This window comes from Apibacter adventoris (genome assembly GCF_002964965.1).
GTDB classification, from domain to species: Bacteria; Bacteroidota; Bacteroidia; order Flavobacteriales; family Weeksellaceae; genus Apibacter; species Apibacter adventoris.
Genome location: NZ_PSZN01000019.1, coordinates 32,227 through 48,607 on the forward strand (window position 1 = coordinate 32,227; position 16,381 = coordinate 48,607).

The following is a 16,381-nucleotide window of genomic DNA, read 5'->3' on the forward strand; positions in this document are numbered from 1 at the left end:
AAAAAAAATAATTTAATTTTTTTATTATTATTTTAAAAATCTATGAAATATGCTTTTAAATTGAATAAGACTAGGCTATATTAGATTTAATTCTATATGATAATTTATAATATTGATATTCAGTAATATAGTATTTATATGTAGATACAAAACTATAATTGATACAATGTTTCACTTTCTATCAAATTAGTTTTATAAAAAATAAGAATGGTTTAAATTATTTTACTATTTATTAAAATAGTTTAAAATAAAAAAATAGTGATTTAGAAAAAATAGATAATTTTTTAAAATAAACCGTGTATATTAGCCTCTACTTGATTAATAATATTTCCTAAATCCTCTTGATTGTCAACAAAATTTGTATGATCTACATCAATAATTAATAAATTGCCTTCTTTATAATTACTAATCCATGTTTCATATTTTTCATTTAAGCGATTAAGGTAATCGATGCTTATAGAAGATTCATACTCTCTACCTCTTTTTTGTATTTGGTTAACTAAAGTAGGGATAGTAGCCCGTAAATAAATAAGTAAATCAGGAGGCTGAATAAAATCTTTCATTAAGTTAAATAAATTCAGATAGTTTTTGTAATCGCGAGTTTGCATTAAACCCATTTCATGAAGATTAGCAGCAAAAATATAAACATCTTCATAAATAGTCCGGTCTTGAATAATATTTTTTTTACTTTCTCTAATTTCTTGAATTTGCTTAAATCGAGAACTTAAAAAATAGATTTGAAGATTAAAAGACCATTTTGCCATATCATAATAAAAATCATCCAAATAAGGATTATCTCGGGCATCCTCATATTGAGGAGTCCATTTATAATATTTAGCTAATAATTTGGTTAAAGTAGTCTTACCTGCTCCAATATTTCCGGTAATAGCAATATGCATTTTTAAAGGTTAAATTTTTTGTAAAGATACGCATCCTATAAACTTATTTGAAATAAATGTTTAATTAATATGTTTAAAATTCTATTTATAATTATTATTTTTATATAATTCACAATTATATAATTTAATTTATATATTTATATAATATTTATGTAATAGTATGATTGAGATTTTTATTGGAGTATCGGCATTTTTATTTTTACTCATTCTTTTTTTTATTTTAAGGAAAAAGAAAAAAATAACAAAAGAAGTAAAATTTACAAGTTTACCTGAAAAAAACATATCGGTAGATAACAAAAAGAAAGAGATAGTTAAGGAATTTGAATTAACAGTTTTAGGAACCGATGAAAAAGCAAAACGGACAAGTAGAAACCGCCAAATGTTATTAATGGAAATGAGTAGTTATGATGAAGTAATATTAGAATTATCAAAGGAAAAAAATAACATATGGGTATTAAATGAAAATAGGTATGATATAGGATATCTAAGAAAAGAAGATAGAGATTTAATATTACCTTATATAGAGAATAATGAATATTCTATAGAAACAGGTGTAGAGCGTTTTTTTAGAAGTGAGCGAGGAGAAAGTTTAATTATATATGTTACTGTATTAGGATTTATATAAGTAATTTTCGTATTAAGTACTTTTACTGTCTGTTGATTATGATAAATTAATTATATATTTGCTGCAATTTTATTATTAATAAATTTATAATGAAATATACAGAATATCAATTTATTGTTAAACCTTTAGATCCCTGGAAAGATATATTAATAGCTTATTTAGCAGAATTACCTTTTGAAAGTTTTATTGATACGGAAGATGGTTTTTTAACCTATGTAAAAACCGATCAAGATAATGAAGAACAAGTGAAAAAGTTACCTATATTGTCATCTTCAGATGTACAAATAATATATAAGAGAAAAAATGTTCCTGATATTAATTGGAACGAAGAATGGGAAAAAAACTTTTCACCAATAAACATAGAAAATAAGATATATTTACATGCTAATTTTCATCCCAAGAAAGATACTATTCCTTATCAAATACTTATACAACCAAAAATGTCTTTTGGTACAGGACATCACGAAACAACCTATAATATGCTTCATGCTATGTTATCAATGGATTTTCAAGGAAAATCAGTATTAGATATGGGATGTGGAACAGGGGTTCTAGCAATTTTTGCTAAAATGAAAGGAGCTGGATATGTAGAAGCTATAGATATTGATGAATGGTCTTATGAAAATTCTATTGAAAATGCACAGAAAAATTTGGTAGAGATAACAGTAAGATTAGGAGATGCAAATATATTAAAGGAAGAAACCATGTTCGATGTAATACTAGCAAACATAAATAAAAATATTTTATTGCAAGATATTAAAACTTATAGTAAATATTTGAAACCTCAAGGGAAATTATTGGTAAGTGGAATTTATAACCACGATTATGAAGATATAATCGTAGAATCTAGTAAATATGGTCTGAAATTTGAACAAAAATGGGAAAAAAATAACTGGATATCAATATTATTAAATCATGATTTGTAACAATAACTATCCTAATTGGAAAGAGAGTGAAGAATATGATACATTAATATCTGAAGATTCTTCACATGTAATAATATTGCATAATGATGAAGTAAATACCTTCGATTTTGTCATAGAGTGTTTAATTGAAATTTGTGAACATACATTGGAACAAGCACAACAATGTACTTTTCTAGTTCATTATAAAGGGAAATGTGAAGTAAAAACAGGCTCATTAGAAAAATTAATTCCTTTAAATAATGCATTATTAAGAAAAGGTCTTTCCTCAGAAATTGTCTGAATCCATAAATGTTATATAAAAAAAATCCTATACACTGAAAATAGGATTTTTTTGTTTTGATAGGACTTTAATTCTAGAAAATACAAAAATAGATTAAAAATTTTAAGATGAATACATAATAATTTTATTACATTAGACTGGAAAAAAACAAAAAATGAAAATATTAGTAGCTATAAGTTGTGTTCCTGATACTACATCAAAAATAAATTTCACTCAGGATAAAAAAAAATTTGATAAAAATGGCATTCAATATGTAATTAATCCACAAGATGAATATTGTTTAAGTAAAGCTATATATCTACAGGAAAAACAAAATGCAGAAGTCACTATTGTTACCGTAGGAGATCTATCTGTAGAACCGGTAATGCGAAAAGCCTTGGCTATAGGAGCTCAAAATGCAATACGAGTAAATATAGAACCCATAGATAGTCAAAATGTGGCTAAAGAAATAGCAGAAATAGTAAAACAGGGAGATTATGATATAATACTATTAGGAAAAGAATCTTTAGATTATAATGGGGGTATGGTACCCGGACTGGTTGCTGCTGAGTTAGATTTACCATTTGTAAATGGAGTTATAGGATTAGAAATAGAAAATAAAACCATAAAAGTGACTCGCGAGTTAGAAAATGGTGTAGAATTAATTTCATTAGATTTACCCGTTGTATTGGCAGGTCAAAAAGGTTTGGTAGAAGAAAACCAATTAAAAATTCCTAATATAAGAGGAATTATGGCGGCAAAAAACAAATCATTAAATGTGGTAGAAGCTAAATTTTCAGATATAAAACTTAGGATTGATGAATATGAGAAGCCTAAATCCAGATCTCATGTAGTTCTTGTAGATAAAGAAAATTTAGATGATTTAATTCAATTATTACATGAGCAGGCTAAAGTAATCTAAAAGATTTAAAATGATTCATTAATTTAAACACAATTAAAAATGATTTATGCATATATAGAAAATTTAAATGGTAAATATAAAAATTCATCAATAGAAATAGTTTCTTACGCTAAAAATATAGCAGATGCTCAAGGAGACAGTGTAACAGCTATAACCTTTAATGCAGTAGATTCGCCCGAAATTCTTTACAAATATGGTGCAAATAACGTTTATAATATAAAAAATGAAGCTTTAAAAAACTTTGATCCGAAAGTATATGCGTCATTAATTTCTCAATTAATAGAAGGAAATTATATTATATTTTCACATTCTGATGAAAGTACATCGATAGCACCTTTTTTAGTTAAAGAAAAAGAAGCTGTTTATATAACTAATGTAATATCTCAACCTTTATCTTTTTCACCATTTAAAGTGAAAAGAAATATTTTTTCCGGGAAAGGTATTGCAGTAGTAGAAACCTCAAACCCTTTTTTGATAATTACTGTAGCATTAAACTCAACGGGTGTTAAAGAAAATCCCGTATTAGGTAGAGTGATAAATCCCCTGATTACGATACCTGATGATTCTCCATATAAGGTAGAAAGTATAGAAGAATCTGATAGTAAAATAGATTTAAAAGAAGCTAAAATTGTAGTTAGCGGTGGAAGAGGAATGAAAGGACCGGAAAATTGGGGAATTATAGAAGATCTTGCTCAAGTTTTAAATGCAGCTGAAGCTTGTACCAAACCGGTTTCAGATATGGGATGGAGACCTCATTCAGAACATGTTGGGCAAACTGGAAAGAATATAGCACCTAAACTCTATATAGCAATAGGAATATCTGGTGCCATACAACATTTAGCTGGTGTAAACGGAAGTAAAACTATACTTGTTATAAATAATGATCCGGAAGCTCCTTTCTTTAAATCTGCAGATTATGGAGTAGTTGGAGATTTATTTGAAGTAGTCCCTAAATTAACAGAAAAACTCAAATCTTTTATAAATAATAAGAAGATATAAAATTAAATTTAAGTTAAAAAATAAATTGTTTAATAAAAAAACCTTCTGAATATTCAGAAGGTTTTTTTATGGAAATAAAGTAAATATAATATGTACTTTTATACTTTAATTTCTACTTCCACACCACTAGGAAGTTCTAACTTCATTAGAGCATCTACTGTTTTTGAAGAAGAACTGTAAATATCCATTAATCTTTTATGAGAATTTAATTGAAATTGCTCACGAGATTTTTTATTTACATGTGGAGAACGTAAAACAGTAAAGATTCTTTTATGTGTAGGTAATGGAATAGGTCCATTTACGACAGCACCGGTAGCCTTTACGGTTTTTACGATTTTTTCAGCTGATTTATCAACTAAATTATAATCGTAAGATTTAAGTTTTATTCGTATTTTTTGACTCATTGTTTTTTTATTTTAAACGGTTGCACCTTTAGACTTTGCAATTACTTCTTCGGCTACGTTTTGAGGAGCAGCTTCATAATGGTCAAATTCCATAGTGGAGGTGGCTCGCCCTGAAGATAACGTACGTAAAGAAGTTACATATCCAAACATCTCTGATAATGGAACAAAAGCTTTAATTACTTTCGCATTATTTCTATCGTCCATACCAGTAACGGTAGCTCTTCTACGATTTAAATCGCCTACAATATCACCCATATATTCTTCCGGAGTTAAAGCCTCCAGCTTCATAATAGGTTCCATAATTACAGGTTTAGCTTTTCTTGCCGCTTCTTTAAATCCTAGTTTAGCCGCTAGTTCAAATGATAATTGATCAGAGTCTACCGGGTGGAAAGATCCATCCTTAAGAGTGATTTTCATACCATCAATTTCATAACCTGCTAAAGGTCCATTCTTCATAGATTCTTTAAATCCTTTTTCTACAGAAGGGATAAATTCTCTTGGAATATTACCACCTTTAATTTCATTTACAAATTCAAGACCGGATTTACCTTCCTCCGCAGGACTGATAGAGAAGACAATATCTGCAAATTTACCACGACCACCGGTTTGCTTTTTGTAAACTTCTCTATGATCTGCATCGCCAGTTAAAGCTTCTTTATATTCAACCTGAGGTTGTCCTTGGTTTACTTCAACTTTAAATTCTCTTTTTAAACGGTCTATAATAATATCTAAATGAAGTTCCCCCATACCGGAAATAATAGTTTGTCCGGATGCTTCATCTGTTTTCACTTGAAAAGTAGGGTCTTCTTCTGCTAATTTTCCTAAAGCCATACCTAATTTGTCAACATCGGCTTTGGTTTTAGGTTCTATTGCTATCCCAATTACAGGATCAGGGAATATCATGCTTTCCAAAACAATCGGAGCTTTTTCATCACATAGAGTATCCCCGGTTTTAATATCTTTAAATCCAACCGCAGCACCAATATCACCCGCTTCAATATATTCTACAGGATTTTGTTTATTAGCATGCATTTGGTAAATACGAGAAATTCTTTCCTTATCACCGGAACGAGTGTTTAATACATATGAACCTGCATCTAAGTGTCCGGAATAAGCTCTAAAAAATGCTAAACGTCCTACAAACGGATCTGTAGCAATTTTAAAAGCTAAAGCAGCAAAAGGTTCTTTAGAATCTGGTTTTCTAGCAATAGGTTCATCTGTTCTAGGATCTGTTCCTTCAATAGCTTCTTTATCTAGAGGCGATGGAAGATATCTACAAACAGCATCAAGCATGAATTGAACTCCTTTATTTTTGAAAGAAGAGCCACAAACCATAGGGATAATACTTATATCTATAGTTGCTTTACGAAGAGCTGTGTGAACTTCTTCTTCCGTAATGGAATTTGGATCATCGAAAAATTTTTCCATTAAATTTTCGTCATATTCCGCTACGGCTTCAATTAAAATTTGTCGGTATTGCATAACTTCTTCCTCCATTTCTGCAGGAATGTCTACAATATCAAATGTAGAACCGAAGTTATCATCATGCCATATAATAGCTCTGTTTTTTACAAGGTCTACAACTCCTTTAAAATCTTCTTCAGAACCGATGGGTAAAACAATAGGAACCGCGTTGGATCCTAACATCTCTTTTACCTGACGACAAACATTTAAAAAATCTGCTCCCTGACGGTCCATTTTATTAACGAATCCCATTCTTGGAACTCTATAGTTATCTGCTAATCTCCAGTTAGTTTCCGATTGAGGTTCCACACCATCAACGGCACTAAATAAAAATACTAAACCATCCAATACCCGCAAAGATCGGTTAACCTCTACGGTAAAATCTACGTGTCCCGGGGTATCTATAATGTTAAAATGATAAGGTTTAGTTTCCGGTAATTTTTTACCATCATCTGCTACTGGAAAATTCCAATTACATGTTGTTGCTGCAGAAGTAATTGTAATACCTCTTTCAGCTTCCTGAGCCATCCAGTCCATTGTAGAAGCTCCATCATGAACTTCTCCTATTTTATGGTTTACTCCGGTATAAAATAAAATACGTTCTGTGGTGGTAGTCTTCCCGGCATCAATGTGGGCAGCGATACCAATATTACGTGTATAATTTAAATCTCTTGACATAGTAAATTTCTGTTAGAATCTGAAATGAGAAAATGCTTTATTTGCTTCCGCCATGCGGTGAGTATCTGTTTTCTTTTTAACTGCAGCTCCTTCTTCTTTAGCAGCAGCTAAAATTTCGGCAGCTAACTTTTGTGACATAGCTTTCTCATTTCTATCTCTAGAATATTTGATCAACCATTTCATTGCCATAGAAATTTTTCTATCTGGTCGTATAGGCATAGGAATTTGGAAGTTTGCACCACCAACTCTTCGGCTACGAACCTCAACGTGAGGCATTACATTTTCTAAAGCATCTTTCCAAATATCTAAAGATGATTTTTCTGGGTCTTCTTTTTTAGCTTCTACGATTTCTAAAGCATCGTAAAAAATTTTAAAAGCGATACTCTTTTTACCATCTGTCATTAAGTTGTTAACGAAACGAGTTACTAACTGATCGTTAAACTTGGGATCTGGTAAGAGTGTACGTTTTTTTGCTTTCGTTTTTCTCATTTTACCTGAATAATTTCGTTAATACTATTTTTTGTCTTTAGGACGTTTAGCACCATATTTACTTCTTCTTTGTAAACGACCTTGTACACCTGCGGTGTCTAAAGCTCCTCTAACGATGTGATAACGAACTCCCGGTAAATCTTTTACCCTTCCGCCTCTCACCAATACTATCGAGTGCTCTTGCAGATTATGTCCTTCTCCTGGTATGTAAGCATTTACCTCTTTCCCGTTTGTCAAACGTACTCTAGCAACTTTTCTAAGTGCTGAGTTTGGTTTTTTTGGGGTAGTGGTATATACACGGGTACATACTCCACGACGTTGTGGACAAGAATCTAAAGCAACCGATTTACTCTTCTTGGTAAGTGTGGCTCTTCCTTTTCTTACTAATTGTTGAATAGTTGGCATTTATGCTCTTTTAAATTTTAGTGTGCAAATGTAATGTTTTTTTAGAAGAATACAAAAATAATATCCTCATAATCTTTTTATTACTTAACGGTTATGTTAATTTTATTTTACTCATAGTTTTTATTTAAACTTTTGCCGATAAAATCATACAAATAAAAAAGGCTTCAATCTAATGAAGCCCTTTATAAAGTTAAATTAATAAATAATTATTTCTTAATGATCTTTTTTGTAATGGTACCTTGACTTGTTTTTATGGTGAGTATGTAGTTACCACTAGATAAGCCTTGTAGATTTACTTCTTTATTGATAACCGGACTTACTTTTTTTACTTCATTACCGGAATAATCATATATACTTACAGATTCTATTTGAGAAGGTGTATTGATTTTTAATACATCAATTACCGGATTAGGATATACCTTTAAGTTAGAAGTTTCAACTTCAGGTCCTGTTAAAGTAAAATTGTCAGGTATTTTAAAATCTCTATTTTTAGCAGAAAAATCTTGAATCATAGAGTTGGTAATTGTTACTTCATATTCTATATCTAAATTTGGATATAAAGCATTGGTCATTTTACAAAGAAGAGTTTTACCCTTATTACCCGGTCCGGGATAAAAAGCTCCATTAGAGGCAAACATAGCAACTTTTTGATTGGTAGTCTTGTCATACCATGTATAAGTAGTTAATGTTTCATGAATATTATATTCGGAGGAAAGGTCAATCAAATCTAAAAAACCTTTCGTACCTCCTTTCCATATAGCTTGGGGACCTAATTTACTTAATGTTCCATATTTAAGATTAGAAAAATCTCCTTTTAAAGTAGAAAATTTTAATAAGTTATCATAACAATTCAAATGTAATAATTCTCTAACATTAGATAAATCTAAAGAAGTTAATTGATTATTATTACAATCTAGGAATTCTAAAATAGGATTATGAGATAAATCTAAAGAGGTCAATTGATTATTATTGCATTTTAGTTCTTTTAAATTAGGGTTGTTAGACAAATTTAAAGAAGTTAATTGATTATTATTACAAGCTAACAATTCTAAATTTGTATAGGGAGTTACATCTAAAGAAGATATTTGATTTTCATCACATAAGATTTTATTCAGATTTGTATTTTTGCCCTTAGGTAGGTTTAAAGAGGTTAATTTATTCTTTTCACAATCTAAATATTCTAAGTTATTATTGTAAGATAAATCTAAAGAGTTTAGTAAATTAGTATTACAAACCAGAACTTTTAAATTAAGATTATTAGATAAATTTATTGCACTTAATTTATTTTCATAGCAAATCAGACTTTTCAACTTAGGATTTTTTGAAAGATCTAAAGAGGTTAATTGATTTCCATTACAATCTAAAAATTCTAAATTAGAATTATGAGATAGGTCTAAAGAAGTTATTTTATTTGAATAACAAATTAGATTGCTTAAATTGTAATTTGTAGCTACATCTATTGAGGAAATATTAGTTTGTATAATTTCTAAAAGCTCTAAATTTTTAAAATAGCTACCATTAAATGTACCGTAAAAATTTTGATAAATTTGAATACGTGTTAACACTTTGTGATTTCCTGATGCTTTCCAAGTAAGTGGAGGGGTTTCCATATCACTGGTTGTTATTTTATTTATCAAGTCATCCGGATTTCCGCTGATAGCGTCTTCTATATCTTTCCAAGTCAAGTTCGCAACCTCATAATTATACTTTCCTATAGTGTTTGAATATTGCATTAGAAAGGACAATATTCCAAAAACATCCATAGCATCATAATTAGAAGTAGTGGAAGATACAAAATTCTTTTGAAGGTAATTTGCTTTTGCAGAAGGAGAACCTGAGGCTAAAGCATAAGTGTTAAAAATAAATAACACTGACATAAATAATAAAATTTTTCTCATAAGTAATATATTTTAAAAGTTATTTTCGACTAATGTAAGAAAAATATTTTATAATTATAATAAAAAATTAAATTACTTGAATGGTTTGTTTTTTATTCATAAGTTTATGATGAAAAAGTTATTATTTGTAGTAATTATGTTTGTTTTTATATTTTATTCTTTAATTTATAAAAATTCAGTTTGTGATGTGTATATCTGTTAAAGGGCAAGGATGTAAAGAATCTTATTATAATAACAATTACGGAGACTTAAAAAAACTATTGTACGGATATTTATAAGATTTCTAAAAGTGAAGCAAAAAAAATGAGGAGAGGGTTTTGTGGATATGAGTAAATTATTTCATAAAATCAAAACCCGCCTGATTGCGGGTTTTGATTATAGGTTAATTAAGATTCTTTTATTTCTTAATAATCTTTTTTGTAATGGTACCTTGGTTTGTTTTTACGGTGAGTATGTAGTTACCACTAGATAAGCCTTGTAGATTAACTTCTTTATTGATAACCGGACTTACTTTTTTTACTTCATTGCCGGAATAATCATATATACTTACAGATTCTATTTGAGAAGGTGTATTGATTTTTAATACATCGGTTACCGGATTAGGATATATTTTTAAATTAGAAGTTTCTGCTTCAGGCCCTGTTAAGGTAAAACCTTCAGGGATTTTGAAATCCCTGGTTTTAGCAGAAAAACCTTGAGTCATAGAGTTGGTTATGGTTACTTCATATTCTAAAGTAAAATTAGGATATGAAGCATTGGTCATTTTACAAATAAGGGTTTTTCCTGCATTGGCCGGGCTGGCATAGAAAGTACCATTAGCTGCAAACATTGTAACTTCCTGATTAGTGGCTTTATTATACCATTTAAAGGTAGTCAAAGTTCCATTAATATTGAATTCGGAAGAAAGGTCAATTAATTCAAAAAAACCTTTAGTGCCTCCTTTTAATAAGGCTTGAGGGGTAAAGGTAGACATACTACTATGATTATAGAAATTTCCTTTTAAAGTAGAGAATTTTAATTGATTTTCACTACAAACAATATAGTTTAAATTTGGATTTTTAGATACATCTAAAGAGGTTAATTTATTAGAGCTACAATATAAAGTAACTAAACTAGTGTTATTAGGTAAATTCAAAAGAGTTAATTGATTGGAAGAACATTCTATTAGTTGCAAATAAGTGTTTTTTGATAAATCTAAAGAAGTTAATTTATTTTCTTGGCAGTATAAGCTATTCAAATTAGTATTATTAGTTAAATTTAAGAAGGTTATTCGATTATTATTACACCACAAATATTGTAAATATGTATTTTTAGATACATCTAAAGAAGTTAGTTGATTATAATTACAATCTAATGTACTTAAACTAGAATTTTTAGAAATATCTAGTGAAGTTAATCGGTTAGTATTACAAATTAAAGTCCATAAATATATATTTTTAGAAACATCTAAAGAGGTTAATTGATTTTTATGACAATACAAATATCGTAAATTTGTATTTTTTGAAATATCAATAGAGGTTATTTTAGATTCAGAGATTTGTAAGACTGTTAGATTCTTAAAATACTTTCCATCAAAAATTCCTGTAAGTGGGATGTTAGAAAAAACAAATCTATATAAAACTCTGGAGTTTCCGACTACTTTCCATCCAAAAGTCGGATATTGAGAGCCTGCGCCTAATTTATTAAAAATAGCATCCGGATTTCCACTGATAGCTTCCGCCATATCATTCCAGGTTAAACCCGCTTCTTCGTAGTTATACTTTCCTGTCGTTTCAGAATACTGCATCAAAAAAGTTAGTATTCCAAAGATGTCCATAGGATCGTAATTGGAAGTCGTAGGAGCTGTAAAGTTCTTTTTTAGGTAGGTTTGTTTTGCTGAAGGAGAACCTGAGGCCAAGGCCTGAGTGCTTATAAAACACCCAAGCAACATAAATATTAAAATTTTTTTCATAGGTAAAATAATTTAAAGGTTATTTTATAGCAATATAATATAAATATTTGAATTATTTATAATAAAAATATATTTTTATTTTATGCTGAAACTAAAAACGGATAGGGAAAATAAGGGTTGGGTATTGCATCCCTTTTATATTTTAAATAACTTGCGAACGATGAAATTGGATACATTAAAACATAAGGGAAGAAGAAATCAACTAATTGAATTACTGAAACGAAAAGGAATACATGATTTAAATGTTCTACATGCCTTAAATGAAATTCCCAGACATATTTTTATAGATTCTGCTTTTGAAGATTTTGCCTACGAAGATCGTGCATTTCCTATTCTTTCAGGGCAAACCATTTCTCACCCTTATACGGTAGCTTTTCAAACTCAGTTGCTCCATGTACAGAAAGGGGAAAAGGTGCTGGAAATAGGTACAGGTTCCGGATATCAGACTGCCGTACTGGTTGCTTTAGGTGCTCAGGTTTTCACTATTGAAAGACAAAAGGAGCTTTTTGATTTCTCTAAAAATATATTAAAGAAAATCCATTTTTCTCCTAAGCATCAGATTTTTGGAGATGGTTATCAGGGGTTGCCTTCATTTGCTCCATTTGATAAGATTATTGTTACAGCAGGCGCACCAGTCTTGCCCAAGAAATTATTAGAACAACTTTCTGTGGGAGGAGTTATGGTAATTCCCATTGGAAACAAGGAACAAAAAATGTATACCATATTGCGATTAGATGATAAAAATTTTGAAACTCTTGAATTTGGAGAGTATCAGTTTGTTCCTATGTTAGAAAAAAGAGAATTGGGTTAATTTTTAGCAATATCATAAAGGATATATTTCTAAAATGATTTCGGATAATAATTACTCATAATTTTCTATACAGAGTTTGATGGTTAATAATTAACTGAGAGATAATAAAAAGATACTATAAATTTAATTGTAATATTTCATGAGATTTTTTTCTAACATCATCACAATACGATTCTTCGTTAAAATCTTTATTAAAAGAAGGAATCATTTCTGTTAATTTAGATTGCCATTTAGCAGATTTATACTCTTCAGGGAAACACTGTTTAATTAAATTTATCATAATATCTACAGCAGTGGAGGCTCCGGGAGAAGCTCCTAATAATGCAGCAATAGAAGTGTCTTTAGCAAAAATAACTTCTGTTCCGAATTTTAAAACGCCACCTTTTTCTTTGTCTTTTTCTATAACTTGTACTCTTTGTCCGGCTACTTCTTCATCCCAATCCTCAATAGCAGCCATAGGTAAATATTCCTTCAAAGCTTCAATTTTTTGTTTTTTAGTCAATTTAACCTGATCTATCAAATATTGGGTTAAATCCATATTATGCCATCCAGCCTCAATCATGGCTCCTATATTTTCAAATTGCAGAGATTTAAAAAGATCTAAAAAAGATCCGTGTTTTAAAAATTTTGTAGAAAATACGGCAAAGGGCCCGAATAATAATTTTTTTTCTCCCATAATCATACGTGTATCTAAATGGGGAACAGACATAGGGGGAGCGCCTAAATTGGCTTTTCCGTAAACTTTTGCATGATGTCTTTGTACAATTTTTTCGTTATTGCAGATGAGCCATTCTCCGCCTACAGGGAAACCACCAAAACCTCTGGCTTCCCTTATGCCGGATTTTTCTAATAATAAAATAGCTCCTCCGCCTGCTCCTATAAAAACAAAATCTGCACTAACCTGGAAACTTTCATCCGTTTTTTTATTTTGTATTTTCAGATTCCACTTTCCATCATTCATTTTATCTATATCTTTTACTTTATGATTTAGGTGTAATTCAATTTCATTCTTAGATTGCAAATGATTAAAAATTTCACGAGTTAACGCTCCGAAATCAATATCTGTTCCCAGATCAATTCTTGTAGCAGCTACTTTTTGTTTTTCATTTCTGCCTTCCATCACTAATGGAATCCAAGATTCAATTTCTTTCCTGTCTTCAGAATATTTCATAGATTTAAACAATGGATGTTTAATCATTGCATTATAACGTTTTTTTAAAAATTGAATATCTTTTTCATTTTCAACAAAACTGTAATGCGGAGTGGAGTGTATAAAAGTATCAGGTGAGGAAATATATTGCTGAGTTACTAGATAACTCCAGAATTCTTTGGATAATTCAAATTGAGAAGCTGTATGCACAGCTTTTGAAATATCTATAGAACCATCCGAAATTTCAGGGGTATAATTTAATTCACAAAAACCAGAGTGTCCTGTACCTGCATTGTTAAGAGCTGAAGAACTTTCTCCGGCAACTTCATTAAGTACTTCATACACTTTTATTCTAGCATCAGGTATTAATTTTTTTAGTAGCATACTTAATGTAGCGCTCATAATGCCGGCACCTATACAAACAACTTCTTTTTTTTCTCTATTCATTTTTATTGTGATTTATTTGTATATATTCAAAAATTATACCTTAATGTAATAGTATTTTGTATTTTAATGTATATATATTAATAAATTACTATTTTTATAAAAGTGAACTAAAAAAATGGATTAGTCTAAAAAAAATAGATTATTTTTGTTTTATATAATTAAAAAAATGGTACATTATTTATTGAGAGAACCCAAATCAGCTATAGAAAAACCTTATCTTATACTTCTATTACATGGATATGGAAGTAATGAACAAGATTTATTTAGTTTTGCTGAAGAATTACCCGAGGATGCATATGTAATTAGCCTAAGAGGGCTAAGGAATGTTGGAACGGAGGGTTTTTCTTGGTTTGATCTTGATTTTACAAATGGTGCCAGAATGGTTGACTATGGGCAAGCAATAGAAGCTCAGCATTATATCAATGAATTTATTGAAGAAATTAAAAATAAGTATTTTTTTGATCAAAATAATATTAATCTTATTGGGTTTAGTCAGGGAGCGATTCTTTCTTTCTCTTTAGCTTTACATAATCCTAAAATATATAGAAAAATACTTTGTTTAAGCGGTTATCCTGATCCGGAATTATTAAAAGATATAAATATGGGAGAGGATTTTACACAATTAGAATTTTTCTTTTCTCATGGTGATAAAGACCCTATAATACCTATTCAATGGTCTAGACAATTTAAATCAATTTGTGAAGAGCTGGATATAGATTATGAATATCATGAGTATGAAGAGGGACACGGTATTAATTCAGAGAATTATTATGATATGTTAAATTTTTTAAGGTAGAAAATATTATACAATATTTGAAAAATGAAAATAGGTGTTGTTTGTTACCCTACATATGGTGGTAGTGGAATTGTAGCTACGCAGGTAGGAATGGATATGGCTGCCTTAGGAAACCAAGTACATTTTATAAGTTATAGTTTACCAGCTCGATTAGATGTTACCTTACCGAATATTTACTTTCATCAGGTGAGTATAAAAAATTATCCTTTATTTGAATACCAACCTTTTTCTTTAGCCCTGTCTACTATAATAGTTAATATTGCAGAAACTCAAGGTTTAGACCTACTACATGTACACTATGCAATACCTCATGCCTATGCAGCATATTTTGCTAAACAGATATTAATGCAAAAAGGGATTAATTTACCTATAATAACTACTTTACACGGAACAGATATTACACTGGTAGGAAAACATCCTGTGTATAAATCCGGTGTAGAATTTTCTATCAATCAATCTGATTATATAACATCGGTTTCTGAAAGTTTGAAAAGAGATACTTATGAAGTTTTTTCAATTAAGAAAAATATAGAAGTTATTCCAAATTTTATTGATAATGATTTAATTAAAGATACTCAACCTTGTTTAAGAGGAAATTTTGTGAGTACTAATGAAAAATTATTGATTCATGTTTCTAATTTACGAAAGATTAAAAGAATTGATGATGTGGTCAAAATTTTTAATTTGGTTCAGAAGAAAATAAAATCAAAATTATTGATTGTAGGAGAAGGGCCAGAATCAGAAACAATAGAAAAACTTACTCATGAATTTAAATTAGAAGATAAAATAAAGACCATAGGCAGCATTCAGAATGTTCCATGTATTTTAAGTGTGGCGGATTTATTTTTATTACCTTCTGAACAGGAAAGCTTCGGTTTGGCGGCTTTAGAAGCTATGGCTTGCAGTCTACCGGTAATATCGAGTAATGCGGGAGGAATAACAGAAGTAAATAAAGATGGTTTTTCTGGATTTGCTTCACCTGTAGGTGATGTGGAATCGATGGCCAAGCACGCTATTTACTTATTAGAAGATGACTCACGTTTGCAAAAGTTTAAAAAACAAGCGAAAGAACAAGCTTTATTATTTGATAAGAAAAAAATTTTTCCTATGTATGAAGACTTATATCATAGGGCATTATTACTAAAATAAAATTTTAATATTAAAAAATTATGTTTTATTGATAAATAATAAAGTAAGTATATTTTTATTTTCGTGCATCTTTATTATTATTAAATTTTCATTATATAAGTCAAATAAA

Annotated in this window: 16 protein-coding genes; 8 read left to right on the forward strand and 8 right to left on the reverse strand. The window is 29.5% G+C overall.

Features of this window, described 5'->3' with window-relative positions; all coding sequences use genetic code 11:
* Positions 1-284: 284 nt before the first annotated feature.
* Positions 285-899 carry a deoxynucleoside kinase gene (locus C4S76_RS07780; RefSeq protein ID WP_105193909.1) on the reverse strand — a complete coding sequence of 205 codons (615 nt, stop codon included), beginning with the start codon at positions 897-899 and terminating at the stop codon, positions 285-287.
* 160 nt (positions 900-1,059) lie between these two features.
* Here C4S76_RS07780 and C4S76_RS07785 point away from each other — a divergent pair, with 160 nt between their 5' ends.
* The 5 genes from C4S76_RS07785 (at position 1,060) to C4S76_RS07805 (ending at position 4,630) form a co-directional block, all read left to right on the forward strand.
* Positions 1,060-1,524, forward strand: coding sequence for a hypothetical protein (locus C4S76_RS07785; protein WP_105193910.1), 465 nt, complete (start codon positions 1,060-1,062; stop codon positions 1,522-1,524).
* Between the two features lie 89 nt (positions 1,525-1,613).
* On the forward strand, positions 1,614-2,450 hold the full coding sequence (gene prmA / locus C4S76_RS07790) for a 50S ribosomal protein L11 methyltransferase (RefSeq protein ID WP_317045851.1): 837 nt from the start codon (positions 1,614-1,616) through the stop codon (positions 2,448-2,450).
* Positions 2,440-2,730 carry an ATP-dependent Clp protease adaptor ClpS gene (locus C4S76_RS07795; RefSeq protein WP_105193912.1) on the forward strand — a complete coding sequence of 97 codons (291 nt, stop codon included), beginning with the start codon at positions 2,440-2,442 and terminating at the stop codon, positions 2,728-2,730. The genes prmA and C4S76_RS07795 overlap by 11 nt, the downstream gene beginning before the upstream one ends.
* A 154-nt stretch (positions 2,731-2,884) precedes the next feature.
* Positions 2,885-3,631 (forward strand): electron transfer flavoprotein subunit beta/FixA family protein, encoded by a 747-nt coding sequence (locus C4S76_RS07800; RefSeq protein WP_105193913.1) that lies wholly within the window; start codon positions 2,885-2,887, stop codon positions 3,629-3,631.
* A gap of 39 nt (positions 3,632-3,670) precedes the next feature.
* A complete protein-coding gene (locus C4S76_RS07805) occupies positions 3,671-4,630 on the forward strand; it encodes an electron transfer flavoprotein subunit alpha/FixB family protein (RefSeq protein WP_105193914.1) in 960 nt (319 codons plus the stop codon).
* Positions 4,631-4,728: 98 nt separating this feature from the next.
* Here C4S76_RS07805 and rpsJ read toward each other — a convergent pair whose 3' ends face one another.
* The 6 genes from rpsJ to C4S76_RS07835 all read right to left on the reverse strand — a co-directional run bounded on the left by rpsJ (position 4,729) and on the right by C4S76_RS07835 (position 11,919).
* Positions 4,729-5,034: a 30S ribosomal protein S10 gene (gene rpsJ, locus C4S76_RS07810; protein ID WP_055425679.1), complete on the reverse strand. Its 306-nt coding sequence runs from the start codon at positions 5,032-5,034 to the stop codon at positions 4,729-4,731.
* 12 nt (positions 5,035-5,046) lie between these two features.
* Positions 5,047-7,176: an elongation factor G gene (gene fusA, locus C4S76_RS07815; RefSeq protein ID WP_105193915.1), complete on the reverse strand. Its 2,130-nt coding sequence runs from the start codon at positions 7,174-7,176 to the stop codon at positions 5,047-5,049.
* A gap of 12 nt (positions 7,177-7,188) precedes the next feature.
* Positions 7,189-7,665 carry a 30S ribosomal protein S7 gene (gene rpsG / locus C4S76_RS07820; protein WP_105193916.1) on the reverse strand — a complete coding sequence of 159 codons (477 nt, stop codon included), beginning with the start codon at positions 7,663-7,665 and terminating at the stop codon, positions 7,189-7,191.
* A 24-nt stretch (positions 7,666-7,689) separates the two neighbouring features.
* Positions 7,690-8,070: a 30S ribosomal protein S12 gene (gene rpsL / locus C4S76_RS07825; protein ID WP_105193917.1), complete on the reverse strand. Its 381-nt coding sequence runs from the start codon at positions 8,068-8,070 to the stop codon at positions 7,690-7,692.
* A 206-nt stretch (positions 8,071-8,276) separates the two neighbouring features.
* Positions 8,277-9,947 (reverse strand): T9SS type A sorting domain-containing protein, encoded by a 1,671-nt coding sequence (locus tag C4S76_RS07830; protein WP_181044085.1) that lies wholly within the window; start codon positions 9,945-9,947, stop codon positions 8,277-8,279.
* A 418-nt stretch (positions 9,948-10,365) separates the two neighbouring features.
* Positions 10,366-11,919, reverse strand: a complete 1,554-nt coding sequence (locus C4S76_RS07835; protein WP_105193919.1) for a T9SS type A sorting domain-containing protein — start codon at positions 11,917-11,919, stop codon at positions 10,366-10,368.
* 160 nt (positions 11,920-12,079) lie between these two features.
* On the opposite strand from C4S76_RS07835, the gene C4S76_RS07840 reads away from it, so the two are divergent.
* The gene (locus C4S76_RS07840; protein WP_105193920.1) at positions 12,080-12,730 is read left to right on the forward strand and encodes a protein-L-isoaspartate(D-aspartate) O-methyltransferase; all 651 of its coding nucleotides are present in this window, start codon (positions 12,080-12,082) and stop codon (positions 12,728-12,730) included.
* 115 nt (positions 12,731-12,845) lie between these two features.
* Here the strand turns inward: C4S76_RS07840 and mqo are convergent, their stop codons facing one another.
* Positions 12,846-14,327, reverse strand: a complete 1,482-nt coding sequence (gene mqo / locus C4S76_RS07845) for a malate dehydrogenase (quinone) (protein ID WP_105193921.1) — start codon at positions 14,325-14,327, stop codon at positions 12,846-12,848.
* 166 nt (positions 14,328-14,493) lie between these two features.
* Between mqo and C4S76_RS07850 the strand changes: the two genes are divergently transcribed.
* On the forward strand, positions 14,494-15,123 hold the full coding sequence (locus tag C4S76_RS07850; RefSeq protein ID WP_105193922.1) for an alpha/beta hydrolase: 630 nt from the start codon (positions 14,494-14,496) through the stop codon (positions 15,121-15,123).
* Between the two features lie 24 nt (positions 15,124-15,147).
* Positions 15,148-16,272, forward strand: coding sequence for an N-acetyl-alpha-D-glucosaminyl L-malate synthase BshA (gene bshA / locus C4S76_RS07855; protein ID WP_105193923.1), 1,125 nt, complete (start codon positions 15,148-15,150; stop codon positions 16,270-16,272).
* Positions 16,273-16,381: the final 109 nt, after the last annotated feature.

Excerpts from the sequence above, each read along its gene's own strand:
- C4S76_RS07780 (WP_105193909.1), bottom strand. The coding sequence starts at position 899 with ATGCATATTGCTATTACCGGAAATATTGGAGCAGGTAAGACTACTTTA.
- C4S76_RS07785 (WP_105193910.1), top strand. The coding sequence starts at position 1,060 with ATGATTGAGATTTTTATTGGAGTATCGGCATTTTTATTTTTACTCATT.
- prmA (WP_317045851.1), top strand. The coding sequence starts at position 1,614 with ATGAAATATACAGAATATCAATTTATTGTTAAACCTTTAGATCCCTGG.
- C4S76_RS07795 (WP_105193912.1), top strand. The coding sequence starts at position 2,440 with ATGATTTGTAACAATAACTATCCTAATTGGAAAGAGAGTGAAGAATAT.
- C4S76_RS07800 (WP_105193913.1), top strand. The coding sequence starts at position 2,885 with ATGAAAATATTAGTAGCTATAAGTTGTGTTCCTGATACTACATCAAAA.
- C4S76_RS07805 (WP_105193914.1), top strand. The coding sequence starts at position 3,671 with ATGATTTATGCATATATAGAAAATTTAAATGGTAAATATAAAAATTCA.
- rpsJ (WP_055425679.1), bottom strand. The coding sequence starts at position 5,034 with ATGAGTCAAAAAATACGAATAAAACTTAAATCTTACGATTATAATTTA.
- fusA (WP_105193915.1), bottom strand. The coding sequence starts at position 7,176 with ATGTCAAGAGATTTAAATTATACACGTAATATTGGTATCGCTGCCCAC.
- rpsG (WP_105193916.1), bottom strand. The coding sequence starts at position 7,665 with ATGAGAAAAACGAAAGCAAAAAAACGTACACTCTTACCAGATCCCAAG.
- rpsL (WP_105193917.1), bottom strand. The coding sequence starts at position 8,070 with ATGCCAACTATTCAACAATTAGTAAGAAAAGGAAGAGCCACACTTACC.
- C4S76_RS07830 (WP_181044085.1), bottom strand. The coding sequence starts at position 9,947 with ATGTCAGTGTTATTTATTTTTAACACTTATGCTTTAGCCTCAGGTTCT.
- C4S76_RS07835 (WP_105193919.1), bottom strand. The coding sequence starts at position 11,919 with ATGAAAAAAATTTTAATATTTATGTTGCTTGGGTGTTTTATAAGCACT.
- C4S76_RS07840 (WP_105193920.1), top strand. The coding sequence starts at position 12,080 with ATGAAATTGGATACATTAAAACATAAGGGAAGAAGAAATCAACTAATT.
- mqo (WP_105193921.1), bottom strand. The coding sequence starts at position 14,327 with ATGAATAGAGAAAAAAAAGAAGTTGTTTGTATAGGTGCCGGCATTATG.
- C4S76_RS07850 (WP_105193922.1), top strand. The coding sequence starts at position 14,494 with ATGGTACATTATTTATTGAGAGAACCCAAATCAGCTATAGAAAAACCT.
- bshA (WP_105193923.1), top strand. The coding sequence starts at position 15,148 with ATGAAAATAGGTGTTGTTTGTTACCCTACATATGGTGGTAGTGGAATT.